Source organism: Vibrio sp. zbq_1 (genome assembly GCF_043102935.1).
GTDB classification, from domain to species: domain Bacteria; phylum Pseudomonadota; class Gammaproteobacteria; order Enterobacterales; family Vibrionaceae; genus Vibrio; species Vibrio parahaemolyticus.
Genome location: NZ_JBICJH010000026.1, coordinates 222862 through 247787, shown reverse-complemented (window position 1 = coordinate 247787; position 24926 = coordinate 222862). Strand labels below are relative to the sequence as shown.

The following is a 24926-nucleotide window of genomic DNA, read 5'->3' as shown; positions in this document are numbered from 1 at the left end:
ATCGAATACCAATTAGCAAAACATATTAATCACGGAAGTTGTTAAACTGGAACGGTTGGCCTAGCTCTGCTTCACGGATTGCAGCGATAGTTGCTTGCAGGTCATCACGTTTCTTACCAGTTACACGTACTTTGTCGCCCTGGATAGACGCTTGTACTTTTAGCTTCGCATCTTTGATTAGCTTAACCAGTTTTTTCGCTGTCGGTGTATCGATACCTTGGCGGAACAGGATATTTTGATGCCAGTTTTTACCCGTTACTTCTGGGTTTTGAGCGTCCATTGCATTTGCATCAACATTACGTTTTGCCAAGTGGCCACGTAGGATGTCGCGCATTTGCTTAAGCTGGAAGTCACCTTCCGCAGACACTTTTACGTTTTCTTCTACTAGCTCAAAGCTCGCATTTACGTTGCGGAAATCGAAACGAGTAGACAGTTCACGGTTAGCGTTATCAACGGCGTTACGTAGTTCAACGGTATCGATTTCTGAAACAATATCAAACGATGGCATGAAGATTCCTTGATTATCTTGTTATATGGATGAATTACTTAGTGGATTTTACAGCTTCTGCCAGCATATCTAGCATAGTTACTGTATCGTCCCAACCTAAACAAGGGTCAGTAATTGATTGACCGTAAGTTAGGTTGTTAATGTCAGTCATTGGCTGGTTGCCTTCCATAATGAAGCTTTCCGCCATGATACCCGCAATGCGAGTGCTGCCTGACTTAATTTGAGTACAAATGTCGCTTGCAACATCAAGCTGTTTTCGGTGCTGCTTCTGACAGTTTGCATGGCTGAAGTCTACAATAAGACGCTCAGGTAAACCAAACTCAGCAAGTGAATCACACGCTTGCTTCACAGACACTTCGTCAAAGTTTGGACCTTTTTCGCCGCCACGCAAAATAATATGACCGAATGGGTTGCCACTTGTGCGGTACACCGTCATACGACCATTCTTATCTGGCGAGTAGAAGTAGTGTGAAGCTTGAGAGGCACGAATCGCGTCAATCGCGATTTTCACATTACCGTTTGTGCCATTTTTAAAGCCAACAGGGCAAGATAGCGCTGATGCCATTTCACGGTGAATTTGAGATTCTGTCGTACGTGCGCCAATTGCGCCCCAAGTGATCAAATCCGCAATGTATTGGCCAGTGATCATATCAAGAAACTCAGTAGCAGTCGCAAGACCAAGCTTGTTGATATCCAGTAGCAGTTTACGAGCTTTGTGAAGGCCAGCTTCAAGCGCGTAAGAACCGTCTAGGTTAGGGTCGGTGATAAGACCTTTCCAACCAACTACTGTACGAGGCTTTTCAAAGTAAGTACGCATAACGATAAATAGCTCGTCTTTGTACTTATCTTGGATTTCACTCAGGCGTTTCGCGTAATCAATTGCGGCTTCAGTATCGTGAACAGAACATGGACCAACGATAGCAAGAAGGCGATCGTCTTCACCTGTTAAAATGTTTTCAATCTGACGACGAGATTGAGCGATGCGATCTGCAACGTCATCCGTGATCGGATGTACACTACCTAGCTCCGCTGGGGTAGGCATTGGACCCAAAGGTTGGGTTCTCAATTCATCTGTTTTTATAGGCATGTTATAGCTTTATTCTCTATTGCGAAGGGGTAAAGATAACGGAATTACAGGCAGGAATAAACCGTTTCACGGGAATCTTCCCCAGGAAATACCGAATTGTATACAAAGGTGTTGGTATTCATTTAAATGACTTATGTATAAATGACAAAACTTGATCATTAAATCAATATATATACATTTGAATTTATAACCTTTTCTTCTATCTCACCTTCGGTCAAGCGAGTTTAGTGCGACGAACCTCATGCTTCTCTATTCGAGCGAGGTGACGCTGTCACTGAAAGTATGCTCAATAACTGTCTAGATCTAGCTTTTGTTAACATTTCTTTGACATCTATTTCGTTCGTTGATTAACTGGTCAGAGTAGTTTGGTAAGGAGACCAAAATGTTATCAGCAGTACGTCGCGCAAATTTGTATCTCAATCTCTTTGGCTTTTCGAAAGTGCCTCTGATTTGGCTGTGTCACCCAAAAATTATCGCCATTGATAGTAAGCACGTTGAAGTACGCATTCCACTTCGACGACGAACAAAGAATCACCTAAACAGTATGTATTTTGGTGCATTAGCCGTTGGTGCTGATGTGGCTGGTGGTTTTCTTGCGATGAGCAAAGCTCAGGAAAAAGGTGAGGCGATTTCTTTAGCATTTAAAGGAGTGAAAGCGGAGTTTTTAAAACGTCCAGAAGCGGATGTTCATTTCGTTTGTAATGACGGCCATGTCATTGATGAGATGCTAGACCATACCATTGCCACTGGTGAACGTGTTAATCGTGATGTGAAGATCATTGCACTGTGTCCGAGCCTACATGGGCAGGAGCCGATGGCAGAGTTTGCGCTTACTCTATCCATAAAAAAAGCAGCTCAACATACAAAGAAGGCTGCTTAATAGTTTGAATCCGTTTTTTAATTGAGCTCGATTTTCTCGATAGAGACTATTTTCGAGCGGTTTAGCACGACTTTCCAACGGTAGTAAACGGGCGCATCAGTGTGGTTGTCTTCTTTGACGATCACATTGAGTAAATGACGTTTCTCTACAGACTCTTTGGTCACTTGCCCTTCATTTAGACGATAAACGCGGTTTGAGCTCTTATCCATTAGGCGGATGATCGGGCGCAAACTGATGTTCAACGTTTCTCGAGTCTGTTCATAACCACTTAAAAAGAGCGACGTCGCCATTTCTGTTTTTTCATGGTAGTGAAGAATTTGTTCTTCTCTTTGAACGACGCGTTTTTTACGAATCTGTTGAATCTTGTCTGGCAAGCTCGATAGCGTTTTATAATCAAGCCATTCTAATTTTTTACCGACGACTTTCTTCGTCGTCGGGTCGATGTACTTTTTACGCCACTTAGGTTTGCCTTTACGAATCCAACGCCACATCGCATCACGCAGATCATCTTTAAAAATCTCGCGTAAAGCATAGATAAAAGACATCGCTATAATGAAAGATGCAGAAATCTCGCCAAGGTAGTCTCGGGCTAGAATAACGGTCGATGTCACTACGACCATAACTAAGCCCGTCGCAATCCCTTTAATCGCTCGCTTGATGTTGTTACCCATGGAGATAGTTTGCTCACGCAAAACAATAGGGTGTTCAATCAGACGTCTTAACAAACGCATTTTGTTTGAAAGACGCGTCACGTCTTCAACCACGCGAGGAGAGTTGTATTTGTTTAGCTTGCGATGCGCTTGTTCTTTCTCACACAGAGTAATCAAACGCTGTTTAATGGTGCTGTAATCGCCTTCTCGAGGAAGATGAGCGACGAGAGACAAAAACTTCTGCTCGGTATACCACGACAAATAGTTATCAATATTAACGTAGTACCGCTTTAAGTTTTCTTCATAAGGGATAGAGCGTCTCAAGCGTTTTAAGATCTCAAGCGTCAACTCAATGACTTCGTCCACTTCATCTTCTGTAACGGAGTTGCTCTCGTGCTTATTCAAACTCGCCACTGCTTTATCTAATGCGATAACGTACTGGTAGGCGAATAAACTCAAACTTACGCGGTATTGCTGATTAGAAAGACGTCCGCGCTTCGCTAATCGGCTGTGAACAAGCGGCAATAGAATTTCTGTACTGTAATAAGCACGTTGCTGAGTGATAGAAGTGTAATAAAATTCGGATTCACTGATGATGTCGGCGTTTAAACCAAGCTCACCAGGCACAAAGAAGTAAATATCTAGGTCGACACTTTTGCTTTCTGCGAGCGCGTGGCTAATTTTTAATGTTACTGAGTCTTGTTTATCGACGGTGACCAAAGAAAGCTCCTGACTTTGCTAAAGCACTCTTGCCTTACGTAATGTAGTTGAGCGTGTAAGGTCGAGATTGCTAAGAGAGTGACTGGGGCAAATAGCCGAGCAGACAGCATAACAGAGAGGTTTGCTTTTCTCTCTGATTTTCTTGTTAGTTTAGGTATAATTCCGTGTAAATTTTAAGAGAGACAATATCAATGATTAAAATTGGTCAAATTAACAGCTTAGAAGTCATTAAAAAGGCTGATTTTGGCGTATTTCTGGATGGTGACGATTACGGCTCTGTTCTGCTGCCTAACAAACATGTACCTGAAGGCACTGAACTTGGCGATCACATCGAAGTATTTTTGTACTTTGACTCAGAAAGCCAACTTGCTGCGACCATTGACAAGCCAATCGCTCAAGTAGGCGAGTGGGGCTTGATGAAAATCGAAGGCATCAATCAAACGGGTGCATTCGTAAACTGGGGCATTAAAGAGAAAGACCTTCTTATCCCATTTAGTGAGCAACGAGCTCGCTTTACTGCGGGTCAAAACATTCTGGTTTATGTTTACACCGATAAAGCGTCGGGACGTATTGTTGGTACGACGAAGTTCAACAAGTGGCTTGATAAAACGCCAGCAAACTACGAAGTAAACGAAGAAGTTGATCTGATTATCGCAGAACGCAGCCAACTTGGTTACAAAGCGATTGTAAACGGCAAACACTGGGGCATGATTTTCCCTTCTGATGTGTTTGGTAAGCTGTTTATCGGTAAAAAACTAAAAGGTTACATCAAGCAAGTCCGTGAAGATGGCAAAATTGACTTATCTCTACAAAAAGTCGGCGTGGCGAAGATGGATGATCTTTCAAGCAAGATTATTGATCTCTTGGAGAAGAAGGGCGGTTTCCTTCCTCTGAACGATAAGTCTTCGCCAGAAGCGATTTTTGATGCTTTCCGTACAAGTAAAGGCACGTACAAAAAGACCATCGGCGGTTTGTACAAGCAAGGTAAGATTGTGATTGAGAAAGACGGTATCCGTCTCGCTTGACTTATCTGCTTAAACGCTAGAAAGCAGCCAAAAAAACGGCCCAAACTCTTCCATTTTTTGGGCCTAGGGGAAACGGCTCTACAGAGCCTGCGCTAAACTTTCGTCAACCAATTATTGGGTGGTTAACTTAGAGAGAAATGCCGTATCAAAGCGTTACTTTGATATCTTCAGTTTAGTACAGCGAGCTTGAATCGCTAGCAGCCCTACGAGCTTTCATACTTACGAACTAAAAAGCCATCGCAAATACGATGGCTTTTCATTTATTTATGGTTCGTCATTTCTTTAAAATAAGTTCTTATCTCGTACTAACTCACGAGGAAGGCCATTTTTAATGCGGTTACTGACCCACTTACCTAAACCGATAATCGCACCTTGGTACTTAACTAGCACTTCGCCTTTACCCGTTTTCAATCCTTCTGGAATGATTTGAGGACGAACATCACGGCCCATGTACCATTCACGTGCTTCTTCAATCGTTAGCTCAATAGCGTTGCTTTCAGCACCCGTCGCTAGTGCGGTAGCGACTTGGTGTTGCCAACGGTAGCCATTTTTATGTGCTTCAGCGATTTTAATGCCCATGCGAGAAAAACGTAATTCGCCAATCATTGGCTCAAGCGCATCTGGGAATAGCCAAACGTCTTTATCTCGGAGCCAAACCGTACTTTCGGAAGGCAACTCAATATCTAATGCGTTGTGTAGTTGCTTTGAAATCTCTTCTGATTCTTTCTTCGACGCTTTTACGAACGGGAATTTGCCCATGCGCTTTTTCACTTGTGGCGCCTCTACAGAATGGTGTTTGCGAATACGCGCAACAAAGAAGCCTTCACAGTCATAAACCTGAGGGAAGATGTGTAAGAAGCCTTCTTCTGTTAATGCGGCGTTGGCATTTTCAAATAATCCATCCAGACTCTCAAACTCAACCGCGTCACCAAAGGTTTCATTTAAGTGATGGCAAACTTGCTGGTTTTCCTCGGTACTTAACGTACACGTTGAGTAAACTAGCACGCCACCTGGCTTAAGTGCGTGGAATGCGCTTTCAATGAGATCTTTTTGCGTATCTGCGATTTCTAGAACGGACGCTTGTGTCCAATTCTTCATGGCATCTTCATCTTTACGAACTGTGCCTTCGCCAGAACAAGGGGCATCAAGCAATACCGCATCAAATTGTTCAGGTAACCAACCACCAAAAACGCGGCCATCAAAGTTGCTCAAAGCGGCATTGCGTACACCACAGCGTTCGATGTTGGCATGCAGAACTTTTACGCGGCTTGCCGCGTACTCGTTCGCGACAAGTACACCTTCATTTTTCATTAATGCGGCGATCTGCGTGGTTTTTGAACCTGGTGCAGCAGCGGTGTCTAGTACCGCATCGTAAGATTCGTCATTCATGAATAGGGCAGATACTGGCATCATCGAGCTGGCTTCTTGAATGTAGAATAAGCCAGACATGTGTTCTGCTGTGTTGCCTAATGGTACAACCGACTCGTCGGCTTCAATCCAAAAACCAGTCTCACACCAAGGGACGGGTGACAATGTCCATCCTTTGTCTTCCGCGCGCTTAACAAAGTCTTCCACACTCATTTTGAGCGTGTTTACACGGATACTTTTGCGAAGAGGCCTTTGACATGCAGAGATGAAATCTTCCATGTTGAGGTTCGCAGGAAGGATAGTTTGGATTTTTTCCAGAAACGCGTCTGGGATGTAAACATTAGGATGCAATGTGGAATCTCGTTTGCAGAATTTGCCGCAAATAATATACGAAAGCGACGCAGAAACGAATAGTGACAAGGTTAACGACCATAAAAAAGAGCAGCGATTACTGCTCTTTACATCGAATCAATATCCCGCCTTAGGGCTTAGGAATTGGCGTTCTCCATTGAACCCAACTTTCATCGGCACGTGGGTAAAGATAGAAAGAGTGACCACGTTTTGCAGCTGGTGGAATTTGTGATTGCTCTGGCGTTGAAAACGCAATGCCACCACGCACCAGGCTATCAATCGTACCTGCTTTGATGTTCGCACCAGTAATACCGATAGACACATCCACACCCGACACATTCCAGAACACGCTGTTTTGACGCACTAAATACGCGTATTCAGGCTTGATTTTGATGGTGGAAACCACGCGATCAGCGAACTCGCCCAAGCGAACATCGGTAACTTGACCAACTTCCATTTGACGGTAGAGAACAGGAGTGCCGACTTGAACCGAACCGCGTTGCTCACTTTGCAGGGTAAACATGACGCCTTCTACACGGTCAAACCCTTTTTCTAATTGGAAATCGAACTTCACCTTACCATTACCCGGTTCAACGCTGATAGATTTTGAAACCAGCGCACCTAAGTTCTTCACGCCGCCAAGGCCAATTTCAGGTTCAGTTAGCCAAAAATGCGTGCCTTCTACCGCGATATTTTCCACGTATTCCGGCAAAATTCGGGCGGTGACTTCAACCAGATTGCGACGGAAATTCGGTACGACAAGCGTTACTTCACCTACCTTCACGCCTTGGTATTCAATCGGCATACCTTTAAGCACTTCTTGCGTGCCGTCGGTTTCTAGCGAAATGACTCGACCAAATTTGCGCGCTTTTTGCTGATCAGCGTAAAGTTTCCAACGTTCTCCAACTTTGTTTTCCACGCCAGGCACGGAATCAAAGGCAATTCCACCTTCAATTAGAGATTTTAGTGGATGTGCTTTAACGCTAACGCCAGAAAGTGAGGCATCAATTTCGATACCTGAACGGTTCCAAAAAACGGTTTGTGGGGTGACCAGATAAGCAAAGCGATTTTCAATCGTTGCTTTAATCAATACGCCACCATCGACAAGATGAAAGTCCGAGACGTTACCGACCGGCAGATTTCTATAGAGTAGAGGGCTGCCTTTCGAAATTGGGGGTAGCTCTGAAGCAAACAGCATTAATGTTTTCGAGCCAGTTTTGTTGTATTGCGCGAGTTCTGCTAACGATTCGTTCTGGAACAGTTGGTATTCTTTCTGAATCGACTCAGAACCTTCACTGACGAAACTGATAGAACCGGTCAGTAGTTGTTTTGCTGGCGGAACAGTGACGCTCAACCCAGACTCAGTAAGCTCTGCAGAAGCGCTACCAGTCACGTAAAAACGGTTATTTGACTTAATAAGATGCTTGTATTCGTGATCAATCAGCACATCCATAAAGACTTCGTGCTTCGCTTGTTTTTTCTCATCAACCAAACCAACGTTGATGATGGAACCGACCACAATGCCTTTATAGAGCACGTTCGCACCGCTATCTAACCCAAATGAGTTGTCAGAAATTAGGCGAATCGCGATAGACTTTTCTTGCTGTTGATTAAATACGTTTTTGCGAATTGCAGTGAAGCGGCGAGAGCGTTCGCCGTCACCAGGAACGATAGTGAGGAAGTTTCCTCTAACTAGGTTTGCAATGTTTTCGACACCAGACAACGACACTTTCGCTTCTTCCAAAACAAAGCGAGTGCCAGTGGTAAGCATGTCACTGAAAGCAGGCTGAATTGCTGCTGACGCCAAAATGACTTCTCGTCCTTCAGAAAGGCTTAAGTCGGTGACCTGACCAATTTCAATGCCACGGTACATGATTGGTGCGCCTTCGCTGCTGACTTTGTTGTCGTCAGGTAGAGCAATTTTGATCGCAATGCCTCGACCTGCTGTTTTTAAGTCTTTGTATAAGCGGAACTCGGTATTTTCTTCCACTGGTTCGCCATCGTCCGGAGAGTCAACGGCGATAGCGCCACCAAGTAGGGCACTCATGCTTTCTAAGCGTACGTCAACGCCTTCAAAACCTATACTTGCGCCAATGCCGCTGACGTTCCAAAAGCGGCTGCGGTCATTGATGATGTGTCGATATTGCTCTTGGATATTAGCTTGAATAGTAATGGATTTTGCATCTTCATCCAGTTGGTAGCTGTAGACCGCACCGATAGGAATTTTCTTATAGACAATCTGAGAGCCAATCGACACGCCGCCTAAGTCTCGGCTTTTAAGCTTGATGTTCAAACCCTGTGAAACACGTAGGTCCGTTGGCGCCGAATCGAGAGCGTGGAATGTGGTCTCAAATTCTTGACCGTCCCCCGGTTGGATAGAGATGTAGTTACCAGAAACAAGCGCATCCAAGCCCGACACACCAGTTAAACTCGCGGTTGGTTTAACAAGCCAAAAACGCGTTTTATCGTTTAGTAACTTCGTTGCTTCAGGGTAGATGTCTGCATCCACGTAAATGCTGCCGAGATCTTCGGACAAATTAATGTCACGCACCATACCGACTTCCAAACCTTGGTAACGGATAGTTGTACGTCCCGCCACCAAACCAGCAGCGTCGGAGAAGTAAATCTGTACTCGTTGCCCCGCATCATGGATGGACTTCACCACAAGCCAGCCGGCGAGCACCATCGTCAAAATTGGCAGTAGCCAAAGTGGAGATATGCCTTTGCTCCTCTTAACATCAGGCACATACGATGTTTGAGAATTGTTCTGATCACTCATTAATTGACTCTTTTTCTGATTGTTTTGGGGCTTCATCCCAGATTAGCCTTGGGTCAATACTCTCTGCGGCTAACATTGTCAGCACAACGACTAAACCAAACGCGACCGCGCCGTAACCTGGCGTAAAGTCGAGTATTTGACCGCGATCGACCAAGGTCATCATGATAGAAATAACAAACAAGTCCATGACAGACCATTTACCGATCCACTTTACTGCAAAGTAAACCATCATTCGTTGTCTTCGAAACACCGAACGCTTGAATTTGATGCACAGCATAATATAGGCAAGGCCGAGGATCTTAACGACTGGCACAACGATACTGGCAACAAAAATAATAATGGCGATACCATACATTCCGCTTCTGACCAAAGACGCAACACCAGAGAAAATCGTATCTTCAAGGCGTTGACCGTTGGTTATCAAAATCGAAATAGGAATAAGGTTAGCAGGAAAAATCGCGATAGTAGCCGCGACTAGGTAAGCCCACGTTTTTTGAATCGAGTTTGGCTTACGATGATAGAGCTCATGATGACAACGTTGGCAACGCTCACCTTCAGGTTGAGAGAGATGACACTCGTGACAATGCACATCTTTGTGTTCGAAAGAGTACGTGTTTTCTGGTTTCCAAGCTTCCCAATAACGACGAACGCTGATGCGTGATACCAGAAGAACAGTAAATATTTGCAGCAAGACCAAGCCAATCAATCCGGGGCCAACAAAAATATCTGAATAGTCTTGAAGCTTAAAACAAGAGATCGCAATGCTGACCAAAAACACATCCAGCATTACCCAATGTTTCAAATGTTGAATCAACCACAGTGAGACGCGCAGCCCCTTAAACCATCTTTGATGCAATGAGATATGTGCAGTCACGACCGAGACACATACGGTCAATGGGGCAAGTGAGCTACAAAATAGAATTAACAATGAAAGAAGAACAAAGCCTTCTTCCATCAAGGTTATCATCCCAGAGGGTAAGGTTGCCGGAATCATCACACCAAAAAGCCTGATGCTAATGAAGTTAAAGAAGTGCGACGGAATAAATAGCAGGATACAGGTTATCGCAACCGCTAAATTACCAGAAAGGCTAGGGCTGCCTCCGCGATATAATTGCGTACCACAGCGTGGGCAATGTGCATTTTTACCGTTAGGTAAATCGACAATATCGACAGGGAGTTCGCAACCTTGGCATAAACGCACACTATTAGGTTGCATGGCATGCTTAGACAGAGAGGTCATAAAGACCTCTCTAATAAGAAGGGTTTAAGCTTGGGACTGAATGCCCCCGTACAAGGTTTGATATAAGCCTTCTTGCTCAACGAGCTCACCATGGGTTCCTGTTTGTGTCACTTTCCCATCTTCAAGCACATAGATCAAATCTGCTTGTTTTACTGCCGATAGACGGTGCGCGACGATTAAGGTTGTTCGACCACGTAGGAATTCTGTTAGCGCTTTATGTAGTGCAGCTTCTGTTGCAGTATCGAGCGCAGACGTGGCTTCATCTAAAATAACAAATTGAGGATTGCTTAACACCATACGTGCAATCGCTAGGCGTTGGCGTTGTCCGCCGGATAAACGAATCCCGTTGCGTCCAATTTGCGTATCCAAACCGTGGTTAAGTTGAGAAATCACATCTTGTAATTGAGCAACTTCGAGCGCTCTCCACAAAGACATTTCATCAAAGTGACCACCGAGCGTCAGATTATGCCTCAAGGTGTCGTTAAATAGTATAGGTTGCTGTAATACCACGGCAATTTTGTCGCGGATCACTTCAAAGCCAATATCTTCTGTTAACTCATCATTAAAACGAATGCTACCTGCGTTCTGTCGGTAAACACCAATTAGCAGTTGAATCAGTGTTGATTTTCCACCGCCGCTCGCGCCCACTAACGCAACTTTTTTGCCCGCTGGAATATGTAACGACAGGTCATCCAACACTTTGTTCTCATTATTATATGAGAAATCCACATGCTCGATTTTTACATCGACTTCGCGTGTTTCGTTGAAAGGATTCACCTTCGAGACAGGTCTATCTTCTTCTTCCAACTCTAGAAGGTCGTTAATACGTTTCAATGCAGCTTTTGCGCTATACCAAGAGAATTGTATTCCAAGAAGCTCTTGAACAGGGGACAACATAAACCATAGATAACCAAATACAGCGAAAATTTGGCCAATTGTTAGGTCACTAAACATCACCATTAACATGGCAACCGCACGGAATAATTCAAAACCGATTAAGAAGAGCAAGAAAGAAACTCGACCAGCCGCTTCTGATTGCCAGGCGTATTTGTCAGCATCGACGCGGACTTGATTGGCGCTCTCTTTTAGCTGCTGAAGAAATTCGCGCTCTTTATTGGCAGCGCGCAGCTGGTAAATACCATCCAACGTTTCTACCAGTCGGTTTTGGAAAATTTCGAACGAGTGGTTTTCTTTACGCTTGAGATGCTTGACCATACTGCCAAGTTTGCGAGAGAAATAAATGACAATAGGGTTTACGAGTAGAATAAATAAGCCCAGACGCCAATCTAGCCAAAGCAGAACGATAGCGGTGCCTATTACGGTCAAAAAGCTGATAACAAACTTTGCGAGTGTCGAACCAACAAATTGATCGATGGTTTCTATATCAGTAATAAGGTGGGCGTTAATTCCTCCACTGCCTTTGGTTTCGTACTGACGAATACTGATTCGACCCAACTTGTCGATCATTTTACTGCGCATCTCAAACGTAATGGTTTTCGATACCAGTGTGAATTGACGACTTTGAACAATGTTCAACGCTTGGCTGGCTGCGCGCATGAGCACAACTAAAAAAAGCGTGAAAAAGATATATCCAGTTGGGGTATGCCACGCTTCAGGAAGCACAGCGTTCATGGCAGAAAGACCAGAGGCAGGTTTGTCCAATAGCACTTCATCAACCATTAATGGCATAAGAAGAGGGATTGGAACACTAATCAAGGTCGCCACAATAGCAATCAAGTTCGCTAAAATCAGCTTGGACTTGTGCTTTTTAACTTGTGTTATCAACCAAGAACGGCTAATAGTGTCATTTTTCGGAATCATTGTAATTGAGAATAAGTCCTATTTTAAAGTAGGTCAGCATTTTAGCGCCATACGAAGAGAATGGAAGCTTTAATAATAAGTAGGAAGTTAATATGAACATAGAACAATACCAACGACTCACCAAACAAGCAGTAGCCCTAATTGAATCTGAGCCAGACTTTATCGCTAACTTGGCGAACCTGAGCTCTTTACTATTTATGGAGCTTGAAGACCTCAACTGGGCAGGCTTCTACCTAACAAAAGGGGATGAGCTTGTATTAGGCCCATTCCAAGGTAAACCAGCTTGCGTTCGTATCCCAATGGGACGAGGCGTTTGTGGAACAGCTGCAAAAACAAATACTACTCAAAGAGTATACGACGTTCACGAATTTGAAGGTCATATTGCATGTGATGCTGCGAGTAATTCTGAAATTGTGATTCCGTTTTCAATCAATGGAAAAGTTGCTGGCGTATTGGATATCGATAGCCCAAGTATCGGTCGATTCAATGAAACAGACGAGGAAGGTCTCACTCATTTTATGTCAGAAGTAGAAAAGCTGCTTAATTCACACGCGAACGACGCATAAATTAGCCCACGAGTGTGGTTTTTCCTTGGCATGTCACTATAATACGAGAATATTTTTCTTAATGCTTCGCGGAAATCCGCTCAAATCAGGAACCCTCATGACTGAAAAGTTAAAAAACAGCAAAGAAGTTATCGCATATATTGCTGAATGTTTCCCTAAGTGCTTTACTTTAGAAGGTGAAGCAAAACCTCTGAAAATTGGTATTTTTCAAGATCTTGCGGAACGTCTAAATGAAGACGAAAAAGTAAGCAAAACTCAGCTTCGTGCAGCGTTAAGACAGTACACTTCATCATGGCGTTACCTACACGGTGTAAAACCAGGTGCGGTACGTGTTGACCTAGATGGCAACCCTTGTGGTGAACTAGAAGAAGAACACGTAGAACACGCTAAAGCGACACTTGCAGAAAGCAAAGCGAAAGTTCAAGCTCGTCGTAAAGAACAAGCACAGAAAGCTCGTGAAGAGGGTAAGGCGAAAGCAAAACCAGCGGCTAATAAAAAGCCTCAACAGCCTCGCCGTACTAACAAACCAAAAGTACAAAAACCAACTAAGCCTGTAGAAACGCGCGCTCTAAATGCTGATGAAATCACAGTAGGCAATGCAGTAAACGTGAACATGGGCAAAGGAAACATGGCAGCGACCATTGTTGAAATCAATAAGGATGATGTACGTGTTCAACTTGCTAACGGCCTACAAATGGTTGTAAAAGCGGAGCACTTGCGCGCATAAGGGAGATACTCCTACGCATGAATTGCCGTTCAAAAGTGACCCTGATTGCTGCTAGCTTATGGCTAGCAGCATCAGCTCAGGCTCTCGAAGCCAAACTACATAAAGATGACTTGCCGGTTCTCGCTCCTGAAGTTCAGCACGAAACAGCCAGCAAACGAGTCACCTCTCGATTTACCCGCTCTCATTATAAGCATTTCAATCTAAACGATGATTTCTCTAAAGCGATCTTTGAACGCTATGTAGAAATGCTTGATTACAATAGAAATATTTTCACTCAAGCGGATATCGATTCCTTCAAAGATTGGTCAATTGAACTTGATGATCAGCTTAAAGCTGGTAACAACAAGATTGCTTTTGATGTTTACAATCTTTCTATGCAAAAACGTTTTGAACGTTTCGCCTACGCGATGACTTTGCTCGACAAAGAGATCAAGTTTGATAACGCAGACGAGATTGAACTAGATCGTTCAGAAGCCGCATGGCCAAAGAATGAAGCTGAGCTTAATGAGTTGTGGCGCAAACGCGTGAAATATGACGCTTTGAATCTAAAACTGACGGGCAAAGAATGGCCTGAAATTAAAGAAGTTTTAGAGAAGCGTTATAACAACGCGATGAAGCGTATCACACAGACCAACAATGAAGACGCGTTCCAGCTTTATATGAACGCCTTCGCAAGACAGGTCGATCCTCATACTAGTTACCTTTCTCCTCGCAACGCCGAGCAATTCCAATCAGAAATGAACCTGTCTCTTGAAGGGATTGGTGCTGTTTTGCAAATGACAGATGACTACACTGTTATTCGTTCATTGGTAGTTGGTGGCCCTGCGTCTAAGAGTAAGCAACTTGGTGAAGGGGACCGCATCATTGGTGTTGGTCAAGACGGTGAAGAAATTGTCGATGTGATTGGCTGGCGTCTGGATGATGTAGTTCAATTAATCAAAGGCCCTAAAGGAACAAAGGTTAATCTACAAATCTTACCAGAAGGTAATGACGCAAAGAGTTACATAGTCACAATTGTGCGCGACAAAGTTCGTTTAGAAGACCGAGCGGTTAAGTCAGAGATCATTGAGAAAGACGGCAAGAAGATTGGCGTTCTTGAAGTACCAAGTTTCTACGTCGGTCTTTCACAAGACACAGACAAGTTACTTACTGACCTCAAAGCGAAAAACGTTGACGGTATCATCGTTGATTTACGTAACAACGGTGGTGGTGCTCTTACTGAAGCAACAGCACTTACTGGCCTCTTCATTAAAGAAGGCCCAGTCGTACAAGTGCGCGACAGCTATGGCCGCATCAAAGTTAATGCTGATACCGACGGACTGGTAAGTTACGATGGTCCTTTGACGGTATTAATCAACCGCTACAGTGCATCGGCATCTGAAATTTTCGCAGCTGCAATGCAAGACTACAACCGCGCCGTCATTCTTGGCGAAAACTCGTTTGGTAAAGGTACGGTTCAGCAGCACCGTTCATTGAATCATATCTACGATCTTTTCGATAAAGAGCTTGGCTATGTTCAATATACGATTCAAAAGTTCTACCGCATCGATGGCGGCAGTACTCAGAACCGTGGTGTAGCGCCAGACATTGCGTACCCAACACCAATTGATCCGAGTGAAACCGGTGAAAGTGTTGAAGACAATGCTCTGCCTTGGGATAGCATCGATAAGGCGACTTATCAGACATTTCCAGATAACGACAAGTTGATTGCAAACTTGACAGAACTTCACAATAAGCGAATCGCTGATGAGATGGAATTCCGTTTCATTAACGAAGACATTGAGAAGTATCGTAAAGAAAAAGACGACAACATGTTGTCTCTAAACGAGAAAGTCCGCAAAGACGAGTCAGATAAAGCAGAAGCATTACGTTTGAAACGTATTAATGAACGTCAAACGGCTTTGGGTAAGAAAACATTCAAATCTTTGGATGATGTGCCTAAAGACTACGAAGCACCTGATGTTTATTTAGATGAATCTGTTGCGATTATGGTTGATATGCTTAAAGCACCAAAACAGTCATAAGCACTGGCAATTCAGTACAAAAAGGGCGAGTCCTAAGGGTTCGCTCTTTTTTTATGCCTTTTAACCTACAAAGTTGACGGCACAAAGTCGGTTGTGCGCTTATTTTACTGCAATAATTTACGTGATATAGATCAAATATTTCGCGAAATAGAGCACCAATGCCTAAGCTAAAAGAAAACGATAAGGATGCCGATATGAAATGGTTCTTTATTTTGCTTAGCTTTTGCTGCTTAAGCGTGTTCGCTGGAGAAAACACAAAGGAAGACGATCTTAGTCACTTTGATACGCCGTTTCTGATTGGGGATTGGTATTTAATGAATCCGAGGCCTGACGAATCGGCTGAAAACTTCCGAGCGATCAAACTTTCTTTAGGCTCTGATTACACATTCTCCATTGATATTCAGAAAAAAGATTATTCTGTCGATCATTGGGAAGGTATGTATAACGCCAATGAAGACACAATTGTTCTTGGATTGAATACCGATGAGCCCCAAATTTACGCTTACCGAAACAATCACAATACCTTGGATTTAAACGGTGTCACTTTTACTAAAGGGTTATCGAGCGCTCTAGCCGGTATTTGGTCAAGCTCTCATGTCTCTGGCGATGGATTGATGGCAAATAACATTAACCACATGGATCTGATTTTGCAGCCTGACTTCGTGTTCTTGTTCCGTGTCTCAAACGAAGCAGGTGAAGAGTCCGTTAAACAAGGCGTGTTTTACACTGAAGACGAGTATTTAGTTCTTTTGTATGAAAACGGCGAGCAGGGCACAACGTACAAACTTAAAGAAAATGAACTCACCATCCAAGATAGTAGTGGTGATATGTATGCCGTACTCAACCGAGTCACACAATGAGTCATTCATATTGTTGATTCTATAAATGAGTATTCATACGGTAAACTTCTAATGTTGAGTAAATGTTAATCAGAAAGCGGAGCTAACCATCAAAAAGCTCCGTTTTTTTATAGAAAGACTTGTATTCTGATACCACAACCCATACAAATAGCTTATATCGTGATACCAGTTAAAGGGTTTGAGACCTGTAAACTGGTATTTTTGTAGTTCGACATACAAGGATTTATGGACATGTCTCAAGCTCCCCAGGCGAAATATCGTAAAGATTATCAAGCGCCATCCCACACAATTACTGAGATTGATCTTACGTTTGATCTTTACGACAACGACACCATCGTTACTGCACTATCAAAAGTAGTTCAAAAGGGTGAATCAACGACTCTAGAACTGGATGGTGAAGGGTTAGAGCTTCGTTCAGTTAAGGTGAACGGCGAAGATTGGGCGCATCATGAAGTTAAAGAGGCGTCCCTAGTACTGTCTGACTTACCTGCTGAGTTCGAACTTGAAATCATCACTAAAATTGATCCTGAAGCCAACACCGCACTTGAAGGTCTGTACAAATCTGGTGGTGCATTCTGTACACAGTGTGAAGCAGAAGGCTTCCGCCGCATCACGTATTACTTAGATCGTCCAGACGTACTGGCAAAATACACAACCAAAGTCATTGCAGATAAAGCAACATATCCATACTTGCTCAGCAATGGTAACCGTATTGCACAAGGCGAAGCAGAGAACGGTCGTCATTGGGTGCAATGGCAAGATCCACATCCAAAACCAGCTTATCTATTTGCGCTTGTCGCTGGTGACTTTGATGTGCTTCGCGACAAATACACCACAATGTCTGGTCGCAACGTTGACCTAGAAATCTTTGTTGATAAAGGCAACTTAGACCGAGCGGGTCACGCGATGACATCGCTAATCAACTCAATGAAGTGGGACGAAGAACGCTTTGGTCTAGAATACGACCTCGATATTTATATGATCGTGGCGGTTGATTTCTTCAACATGGGCGCAATGGAAAACAAAGGCCTAAATATCTTTAACTCTAAGTTTGTTCTGGCGAATGACCAAACGGCGACAGACCGAGATTACTTGGGTATTGAAGCTGTGATTGGCCATGAATACTTCCATAACTGGACAGGCAACCGCGTGACTTGCCGTGATTGGTTCCAGCTGAGCCTAAAAGAAGGTTTGACGGTGTTCCGTGATCAGGAGTTTTCTTCTGACTTAGGTTCACGTGCGGTAAATCGAATCGACAACGTACGCATTATTCGTGGCCCTCAGTTTGCTGAAGATGCAAGCCCAATGTCACATCCAATTCGTCCTGACAAAGTTATTGAAATGAATAACTTTTATACGCTGACCGTTTATGAAAAGGGCAGTGAAGTGATTCGTATGTACCACACTTTGCTTGGCGAGGAAGGTTTCCAAAAAGGTATGAAGCTTTACTTTGAGCGTCACGACGGTACCGCGGCAACATGTGAAGACTTCGTTTCTGCAATGGAAGATGCAACGGGCGTTGACCTTAAGCAATTCCGTCTATGGTATAGCCAATCTGGTACACCAACACTTCGTGTAAACAGCGAATACAACGCTGAAGCAAAAACTTACGCGCTAACAGTTGAGCAATTTACTGAAGCAACGCAAGACCAAGCAGAAAAACAAGCACTGCACATTCCATTCGATATCGAGCTGTATGATTCGAAAGGTCAGATTATCCCACTGATCATTAACGGCGAATCCGTTCACAATGTTTTGGACATCAAGCAAGATAAACAAACATTTGTGTTCGAGAATGTCGCAGAACAACCAGTGCCTTCATTGTTACGCGAGTTCTCTGCGCCAGTTAAATTGGAATACGATTACAGCGACGCAGAACTGATCTTCCTAATGAAGCACGCAACCAACGATTTTGCTCGTTGGGATGCAAGCCAAATGCTATTAGCGAAGTACATTCGACAAAATGTCAACAATGTCCAAACGGGCAGTGAGGTTCAACTTTCAGAAGATCTTATCGATGCATTCCGCGGCGTATTATTGGATGAAAACTTAGAGCCTGCTTTTATCGCTCAAGTCTTCTCATTGCCATCTATCAATGAAATCACAGGCTGGTACAAACAGATTGATGTAGATGCAGTTGATACGGTTTTAAATAGCATTACAGTGTCACTTTCTGCCGCATTGGAAGACGAACTAAGTGCCACTTACCACACGCTAAAACAAGCCGAATACACCATCGACCATGCAGCAATCGGCAAACGTGCGTTGCGTAATCAATGTCTTCAGTTCTTAGCTCATACAGACAAAGGTAACACGTTAGTTAAAGCGCAGTATGAAGCTGCCAATAACATGACCGATACCATTGCAGCTATGAGTGCAGCGAATAGTGCTCAACTGGAATGTCGTGAAGAGCTGATGGCTGATTACAGCGATAAGTGGAAACATGACGGTTTAGTTATGGATAAATGGTTTGCACTGCAGGGGACTAACCCAGCAGAAGATGCACTTGAAAAAGTGAAAGCAACCATGAATCACGAAGCGTTCAGCTTGAAGAACCCGAACCGCACGCGCAGCTTAGTTGGCTCGTTCTTGGCTGCAAACCCAGTTCGTTTCCACGACAAATCGGGTTCTGGTTACCAATTTGCCGGTGAAATTCTTCGTCAGTTGAACGACTCCAACCCTCAAGTTGCATCTCGCATGATTGATCCTCTGCTGAAGTTCCGTAAATACGATGAAGCTCGCCAAGCGATGATTCGTGCAGAACTTGAAAAACTAAAAGCAATGGACAACCTTGCCAAAGACCTGTTTGAAAAAGTGACTAAAGCACTAGACGAATAGTCGCCAAAATAATAGGGTGGTCGCAATGACCACCCTAATTGTATCTACTACAACGTTTCTAGTTCATGAAGCACTATTACTTTACGCTGAATATTCCTTATCAAACATTTCTGTCCCATTACTCGGGCGCCGCAAGTTCCGTTCAAGTCATAACAAACAACGGCTTAAGGCTACAACTTCCTGCAGCCAAATTTAGACCATTTCTTAGCCAATTAGGAGTGAGAGGGCGATTTAGGCTAACAACTGACCAAAATAACAAGTTTCTAAAGTTAGAAACTCTGTGATGCTTTGTATTTGCAGAGAGTTAAATAGGAATCTTAGTCACAGAATCAGACATTTCACCTCCTACCACAGTGAATAGTTGTTAAACATTTGTAATTATGCTTTTACAATGAGTGCATGCATTACCTATGCTTAGTTTCTAGGGTAACAACCCTGTTACTAAGTCCCCCTACAAAACAACAATTCTAATGTGGAGTGTGAATATGACCGCGCGTGAAAATGTAGTGCCGGTTCTGCTTGAAAAGGTTTACCAACTGATTCAAGACAAACTCGAGCTTTCTCACCAAACGCTTGTAACCAAACTTGCTCAACACTTATTTAGTAACATTGCTGATGATGACTTGATTCAGCGAAACGAATCCGACCTCTATGGTGCTGTTGTCAGCCTCTGGCACCACATAAACGAAAAAAAACCAGAAGATATCTCGGTCCGCGTGTTTAACCCGACCGTAAGTCGTCAAGGCTGGCAATCCACACACACAATCGTAGAAGTTGTTGTCCCAGATAGTCCATTCTTAGTGGATTCAATCAAGATGGCGCTAGCGCGCTTAGATCTTGTTTGCCATTTAATGCTCAATAATCCAACTCAGCTAGAGCGTGATAAAAAAGGTCAAGTAACAGAAGTGAACGGTGAGGGTGGTGTTCTTCAATCACTATTCCACATCGAAGTTGACCGCCTAACAAGTAAAGAAGAGATGCAAGCTCTTAAAGAAGAGTTATTGAACATCCTGTCTGATACACGCCTAGTTGTTAATGACTGGCAGCCAATGGTCGACAAACTCAAGATCGTTACAGATGATCTTGAAAAAAACAAAGATCGTGTTTCGATGAAAACCGATCGTTTGGACGAAACCATAGCATTTTTACGTTGGCTTGGTGATCATAACTTTACCTTTATGGGTTACAAAGATTATGACTTAGCGGAAATAAATGGTGATACGGAACTACGACCAGCAAAAGAAAATGGCCTAGGTCTGTTTGCTGATGAAAAGCGCATTCGCAGCGTTAAATTGTCTGAATTGTCTGATTCAGCAAGACTAGAAGCGAAAAAACCTTACGCTTTGATCATTACGAAAGGCAATCAAGCGTCTCGTATCCACCGTCCTGCTTACACCGACTACATCGGCATCAAAAAGTTTGATGAAAATGGCAAAGTAATTGGCGAGCACCGCTTCACTGGTTTGTACACATCTGCGGTATACAACCAAGCTGTTCACAGCATTCCTCTAATTCGAGAAAAAGTAGATCGTATCTTAGAAGCAAGTGGTTACCGCCGCGGCTCATACTCCTACAAAGCGCTGCATAATATTCTTGAAAACTACCCACGTGATGAACTGCTACAAGCGAACGAAGAAGATTTGCTTGAAGTCGGCATGGGCGTAGTACAAATGCAAGACCGCGACTTGCTGCGTTTGTTCGTACGCAAAGACCCGTTCGGTCGTTTCTTCAGCTGCATGGTGTACGTAACGAAAGACCGTTACAACACAGAACTTCGCCGCCAAACTCAACGCATTCTTAAGCAGTATTTTGGCTGTGAACAAGAAGTTGAATTTACGACGTTCTTCTCTGAAAGCCCATTGGCAAGAACGCATTACATTGTTCGTGTAGACAATAACAACATTGATGTAGACGTGAAAAAAATCGAGCAGAATTTAATGGAAGTTTCTACCTCTTGGGACGACAGATTAAAAGAGTCGATCATTGCTAACTTTGGTGAAAGCAAAGGTCTACCACTATCGAAAGAGTACATGAGCGCGTTCCCTCGTTCATACAAAGAAGACATGATGCCTGGTTCTGCTGTGGCAGACATTGAGCGCCTTGAAGCACTGAGTGACGACAACAAACTTGGCATGCTTTTCTACCGTCCGCAGGAAGTTGCAACGGATTCGAAAGCGGTTCGCTTAAAACTTTACCATCGTGACGAGCCAATCCATCTATCAGACGTAATGCCAATGTTGGAAAACTTGGGTCTACGCGTGATTGGTGAATCTCCTTACGAGATCGAGAAAAACAATGGCCAGACGTTCTGGATCCTAGATTTCTCGATGCTGCATAAGAGCGAAAAAACCGTTGATCTTCGCGAAGCTCGTGATCGTTTCCAACAAGCATTTGCTGCGATTTGGGCAGGGGATCTAGAAAGTGATGGTTTCAACCGTTTGGTACTGGGTGCTTCGTTATCTGGTCGTGAAATCTCGATTCTACGTGCTTACGCGCGCTACATGCGTCAAGTTGGTTTCCCATTCAGCCAACAATACATTGAAGATACACTAAGCCATTACCCTGATTTAGCTACTGGCTTGGTTAACCTATTTGCTAAACGTTTCGATCCAAAACATAAAGGCAGCGAAAAAGGCCAAAGTGATCTGATTAAGAAGCTGACTGAACAACTGGATCGTGTAGAAAGCCTAGATGATGATCGTATTATTCGTCGTTACATGGATATGATTATGGCAACGCTGCGTACTAACTACTACCAGTTGGACGAAAACAAGCAGTCGAAGCCTTGGCTATCTTTGAAGATGAAACCAAGCGAAATCCCAGAGATTCCTCAGCCAGTTCCTGCTTTTGAGATTTTCGTCTACGCGCCAGACATTGAGGGTGTTCACCTTCGTGGCGGTAAAGTTGCACGTGGTGGCTTACGTTGGTCAGATCGTCAAGAAGATTTCCGTACAGAAATTCTTGGTCTTGTAAAAGCTCAGCAAGTTAAGAACACCGTTATTGTTCCAGTTGGGGCGAAAGGTGGTTTCGTTTGTAAGCGTCAGCCGTCTCTGACCACTCGTGATGAAATCTTTGCAGAAGGTCAACGCTGCTATAAACAGTTCATTCGCGCGTTGCTTGATGTTTCTGACAACATCATTGAAGGCGAGGTGATTCCACCACAAAACGTAATTCGTCACGATGAAGATGACCCATACCTAGTGGTTGCTGCCGACAAAGGCACGGCGACATTCTCTGACTTGGCGAACTCAGTCTCAGCAGAATACAACTTCTGGCTTGGCGATGCGTTTGCTTCAGGTGGTTCAAACGGTTACGACCACAAAGCAATGGGTATCACTGCAAAAGGTGGTTGGGAATCAGTTAAACGTCATTTCCGTGAAATGGGCATCAACTGTCAAACGACTGACTTTACCGCAATCGGCGTAGGCGATATGGCTGGTGATGTGTTTGGTAACGGTATGCTGCTATCTAAGCACATTCGTCTGCAAGCTGCGTTTAACCACATGCACATCTTTATTGATCCGAACCCAGATTCAGCCACCAGCTGGGAAGAGCGTAACCGCTTGTTTAATCTACCAAGATCAAGTTGGGAAGATTACAACACCGAGTTGATCTCGCAAGGTGGTGGTGTGTTCTCACGTCGTGCAAAATCGATCCAACTAACGCCTGAAATCCAAAAAATGTTGGGCACCAAGAAGGCATCCGTAGCACCAAACGATCTGATTAAAATGATCCTAAAAATGAAAGTGGATCTACTTTGGAACGGTGGTATCGGTACTTACGTTAAAGCTTCGACTGAAACGCATACAGACGTTGGTGACCGAGCAAATGACCTGCTTCGTATTGATGGTCGTGAGCTGCGCGCAAAAGTGGTTGGTGAAGGTGGTAACTTAGGTATGACACAGCTTGGTCGTATCGAGTACGCACTAAACGGTGGTCGAGTTAACACCGACTTTGTTGACAATGTTGGCGGTGTAGACTGCTCGGATAACGAAGTAAACATTAAGATCTTTTTGAACGGACTGGTTTCAAATGGCGATCTTACCGTTAAACAACGCAACCAAATTCTTGAATCTATGGAAGAAGAGGTCGGTGAAATCGTTCTGGATGACGCATACCGTCAATCTGAGTCCATTTCAGTGACAGAGCAACAAGGCGTTGGCATCGTTAAAGAACAGATTCGTTTCATCCACACAATGGAAAAAGCAGGGTACTTGGACCGTGCTCTTGAGTACATTCCTGATGATGAAACGTTGCTGGAACGCGAAAAACAGGGCCTAGGTCTTACTCGTCCTGAGCTATCGGTACTTGTCGCTTACGGCAAAATGGTTCTGAAACAGCAACTCGTGACGGATGACATTGCAAATGATGAATTCCATGCGAAACAGCTGGTTGAGTACTTCCCAAGTGAGTTACGCCGTAACTATAAAGATCAAATGGTTAACCATCCGCTACGTGCAGAAATTATCGCGACTGCGCTAGCAAACCAAATGGTTAACGAAATGGGCTGTAACTTCGTCACTCGTCTTCAAGAAGAAACGGGCGCAAGTGTTGTTGATATTGCAAACGCTTACAGTGCAGCTCGTGAAATATTTGATCTTGCTGAAATTCTTAAGCAAACTCGCGCGTTAGACAACGTTGCAACGGCTGATGCGCAGTACGAGATAATGTTCTACGTACGCCGCGCACTACGTCGTATTGCTCGTTGGTTACTGCGTAATCGCAGCGGTAAATCTACCGTTGGTGAGTTGATTGCAATCTACAAACAAGATGTGAATGTCATTACTGAAACTCTTGATAGCATGCTGGTTGAATCTGAAGTGGAAGAGCACAATGAGTTGGCTCAAACATGGATGGAGCGTGGGGTAGAAGAAAAACTTGCCCATCAAGTAGCACGTCTATCGAGCCTTCAATCGGCACTGGATATTTCATCGGTTGCAAGTGAAACTGGCAAAACAGTTGAACAAGCATCGAAGCTATACTTCAACCTTGGCGATCGCTTGTCGTTGCACTGGTTCTTGAAACAAATCAATAGCCAAGCTGTCGACAACAACTGGCAAGCTCTAGCTCGCGCGGCATTCCGAGAAGACCTAGATTGGCAACAACGTCAGTTGACAGCGCAAGTTCTCAACTGCGCGTGTGCAAACGAAGATCTTGATGTAATGCAAGCGCTTGAAGAGTGGATGGAAGCAAACGAACAATCACTTCATCGTTGGGAAAGCATCCTTAATGAGTTCAAAGTCGGTTCTGTACATGAATTTGCCAAATTCTCGGTAGCTCTTCGTGAACTGGTACTGCTTAATTTGAATTGCTCTTCAAACGAGTAGGTGAGTTAACTTATTAGAAAAAGCCTCGTAAATGCGAGGCTTTTTTGTATCCGCAAACACCAAACTCCGGTCATTAACGTGACATTGTAACTAAATTTTAAAACTTAACTTCTGCTGAAATCGATTGCTTTTCCATTAGAAACTGAATATTTCAA

Annotated in this window: 16 protein-coding genes; 9 read left to right on the top strand and 7 right to left on the bottom strand. The window is 43.8% G+C overall.

Annotated features, from left to right (window positions below):
- Window positions 1-25 precede the first annotated feature (25 nt).
- A complete protein-coding gene (locus tag ACF8CV_RS13715; protein WP_005457116.1) occupies window positions 26-508 on the bottom strand; it encodes a YajQ family cyclic di-GMP-binding protein in 483 nt (160 codons plus the stop codon).
- A gap of 34 nt (window positions 509-542) precedes the next feature.
- Window positions 543-1595 (bottom strand): 3-deoxy-7-phosphoheptulonate synthase, encoded by a 1053-nt coding sequence (locus ACF8CV_RS13710; protein WP_169608978.1) that lies wholly within the window; start codon window positions 1593-1595, stop codon window positions 543-545.
- Window positions 1596-1977: 382 nt separating this feature from the next.
- Here ACF8CV_RS13710 and ACF8CV_RS13705 point away from each other — a divergent pair, with 382 nt between their 5' ends.
- A complete protein-coding gene (locus ACF8CV_RS13705) occupies window positions 1978-2475 on the top strand; it encodes a DUF4442 domain-containing protein (protein WP_005457113.1) in 498 nt (165 codons plus the stop codon).
- Window positions 2476-2492: 17 nt separating this feature from the next.
- On the opposite strand, the gene ACF8CV_RS13700 is transcribed toward ACF8CV_RS13705, so the two are convergent.
- Complete coding sequence (locus tag ACF8CV_RS13700; protein WP_005457111.1) at window positions 2493-3845, bottom strand: hypothetical protein; 1353 nt, start codon at window positions 3843-3845, stop codon at window positions 2493-2495.
- A 191-nt stretch (window positions 3846-4036) separates the two neighbouring features.
- Between ACF8CV_RS13700 and ACF8CV_RS13695 the strand changes: the two genes are divergently transcribed.
- Entirely contained in the window at window positions 4037-4870 is an 834-nt protein-coding gene (locus tag ACF8CV_RS13695) for a S1 RNA-binding domain-containing protein (RefSeq protein WP_005457108.1), read from the top strand.
- Window positions 4871-5152: 282 nt separating this feature from the next.
- Here ACF8CV_RS13695 and rsmF read toward each other — a convergent pair whose 3' ends face one another.
- From rsmF to ACF8CV_RS13675, 4 genes are all read right to left on the bottom strand, one after another.
- The gene (gene rsmF / locus ACF8CV_RS13690; protein ID WP_021448563.1) at window positions 5153-6589 is read right to left on the bottom strand and encodes a 16S rRNA (cytosine(1407)-C(5))-methyltransferase RsmF; all 1437 of its coding nucleotides are present in this window, start codon (window positions 6587-6589) and stop codon (window positions 5153-5155) included.
- Window positions 6590-6719: 130 nt separating this feature from the next.
- Window positions 6720-9368 carry an MCE family putative adhesion factor MAM7 gene (gene mam7, locus ACF8CV_RS13685; RefSeq protein ID WP_169608976.1) on the bottom strand — a complete coding sequence of 883 codons (2649 nt, stop codon included), beginning with the start codon at window positions 9366-9368 and terminating at the stop codon, window positions 6720-6722.
- Window positions 9361-10608, bottom strand: coding sequence for a paraquat-inducible protein A (locus ACF8CV_RS13680; protein WP_020903738.1), 1248 nt, complete (start codon window positions 10606-10608; stop codon window positions 9361-9363). The genes mam7 and ACF8CV_RS13680 overlap by 8 nt, the downstream gene beginning before the upstream one ends.
- A gap of 24 nt (window positions 10609-10632) precedes the next feature.
- Window positions 10633-12429 (bottom strand): ABC transporter ATP-binding protein, encoded by a 1797-nt coding sequence (locus tag ACF8CV_RS13675; protein WP_005480797.1) that lies wholly within the window; start codon window positions 12427-12429, stop codon window positions 10633-10635.
- 92 nt (window positions 12430-12521) lie between these two features.
- Between ACF8CV_RS13675 and ACF8CV_RS13670 the strand changes: the two genes are divergently transcribed.
- From ACF8CV_RS13670 to ACF8CV_RS13640, 7 genes are all read left to right on the top strand, one after another.
- Window positions 12522-12995, top strand: coding sequence for a GAF domain-containing protein (locus tag ACF8CV_RS13670; RefSeq protein WP_005494950.1), 474 nt, complete (start codon window positions 12522-12524; stop codon window positions 12993-12995).
- 97 nt (window positions 12996-13092) lie between these two features.
- Window positions 13093-13722 (top strand): RNA chaperone ProQ, encoded by a 630-nt coding sequence (gene proQ / locus ACF8CV_RS13665; RefSeq protein ID WP_005458274.1) that lies wholly within the window; start codon window positions 13093-13095, stop codon window positions 13720-13722.
- A 17-nt stretch (window positions 13723-13739) separates the two neighbouring features.
- Window positions 13740-15746, top strand: a complete 2007-nt coding sequence (gene prc, locus ACF8CV_RS13660; RefSeq protein ID WP_140062088.1) for a carboxy terminal-processing peptidase — start codon at window positions 13740-13742, stop codon at window positions 15744-15746.
- A gap of 194 nt (window positions 15747-15940) precedes the next feature.
- Window positions 15941-16606 carry a hypothetical protein gene (locus ACF8CV_RS13655; RefSeq protein ID WP_169608992.1) on the top strand — a complete coding sequence of 222 codons (666 nt, stop codon included), beginning with the start codon at window positions 15941-15943 and terminating at the stop codon, window positions 16604-16606.
- 231 nt (window positions 16607-16837) lie between these two features.
- Complete coding sequence (gene pepN / locus ACF8CV_RS13650) at window positions 16838-19444, top strand: aminopeptidase N (protein WP_392417350.1); 2607 nt, start codon at window positions 16838-16840, stop codon at window positions 19442-19444.
- Window positions 19445-19509: 65 nt separating this feature from the next.
- On the top strand, window positions 19510-19728 hold the full coding sequence (locus ACF8CV_RS13645; protein WP_005494961.1) for a DUF2835 domain-containing protein: 219 nt from the start codon (window positions 19510-19512) through the stop codon (window positions 19726-19728).
- Between the two features lie 201 nt (window positions 19729-19929).
- Window positions 19930-24771: an NAD-glutamate dehydrogenase gene (locus ACF8CV_RS13640; RefSeq protein ID WP_023585877.1), complete on the top strand. Its 4842-nt coding sequence runs from the start codon at window positions 19930-19932 to the stop codon at window positions 24769-24771.
- Window positions 24772-24926: the final 155 nt, after the last annotated feature.

Coding starts and splice junctions, on each gene's coding strand:
- ACF8CV_RS13715 (WP_005457116.1), bottom strand. CDS start 508: ATGCCATCGTTTGATATTGTTTCAGAAATCGATACCGTTGAACTACGT.
- ACF8CV_RS13710 (WP_169608978.1), bottom strand. CDS start 1,595: ATGCCTATAAAAACAGATGAATTGAGAACCCAACCTTTGGGTCCAATG.
- ACF8CV_RS13705 (WP_005457113.1), top strand. CDS start 1,978: ATGTTATCAGCAGTACGTCGCGCAAATTTGTATCTCAATCTCTTTGGC.
- ACF8CV_RS13695 (WP_005457108.1), top strand. CDS start 4,037: ATGATTAAAATTGGTCAAATTAACAGCTTAGAAGTCATTAAAAAGGCT.
- mam7 (WP_169608976.1), bottom strand. CDS start 9,368: ATGAGTGATCAGAACAATTCTCAAACATCGTATGTGCCTGATGTTAAG.
- ACF8CV_RS13680 (WP_020903738.1), bottom strand. CDS start 10,608: ATGACCTCTCTGTCTAAGCATGCCATGCAACCTAATAGTGTGCGTTTA.
- ACF8CV_RS13675 (WP_005480797.1), bottom strand. CDS start 12,429: ATGATTCCGAAAAATGACACTATTAGCCGTTCTTGGTTGATAACACAA.
- ACF8CV_RS13670 (WP_005494950.1), top strand. CDS start 12,522: ATGAACATAGAACAATACCAACGACTCACCAAACAAGCAGTAGCCCTA.
- proQ (WP_005458274.1), top strand. CDS start 13,093: ATGACTGAAAAGTTAAAAAACAGCAAAGAAGTTATCGCATATATTGCT.
- prc (WP_140062088.1), top strand. CDS start 13,740: ATGAATTGCCGTTCAAAAGTGACCCTGATTGCTGCTAGCTTATGGCTA.
- ACF8CV_RS13655 (WP_169608992.1), top strand. CDS start 15,941: ATGAAATGGTTCTTTATTTTGCTTAGCTTTTGCTGCTTAAGCGTGTTC.
- pepN (WP_392417350.1), top strand. CDS start 16,838: ATGTCTCAAGCTCCCCAGGCGAAATATCGTAAAGATTATCAAGCGCCA.
- ACF8CV_RS13645 (WP_005494961.1), top strand. CDS start 19,510: ATGAAGCACTATTACTTTACGCTGAATATTCCTTATCAAACATTTCTG.
- ACF8CV_RS13640 (WP_023585877.1), top strand. CDS start 19,930: ATGACCGCGCGTGAAAATGTAGTGCCGGTTCTGCTTGAAAAGGTTTAC.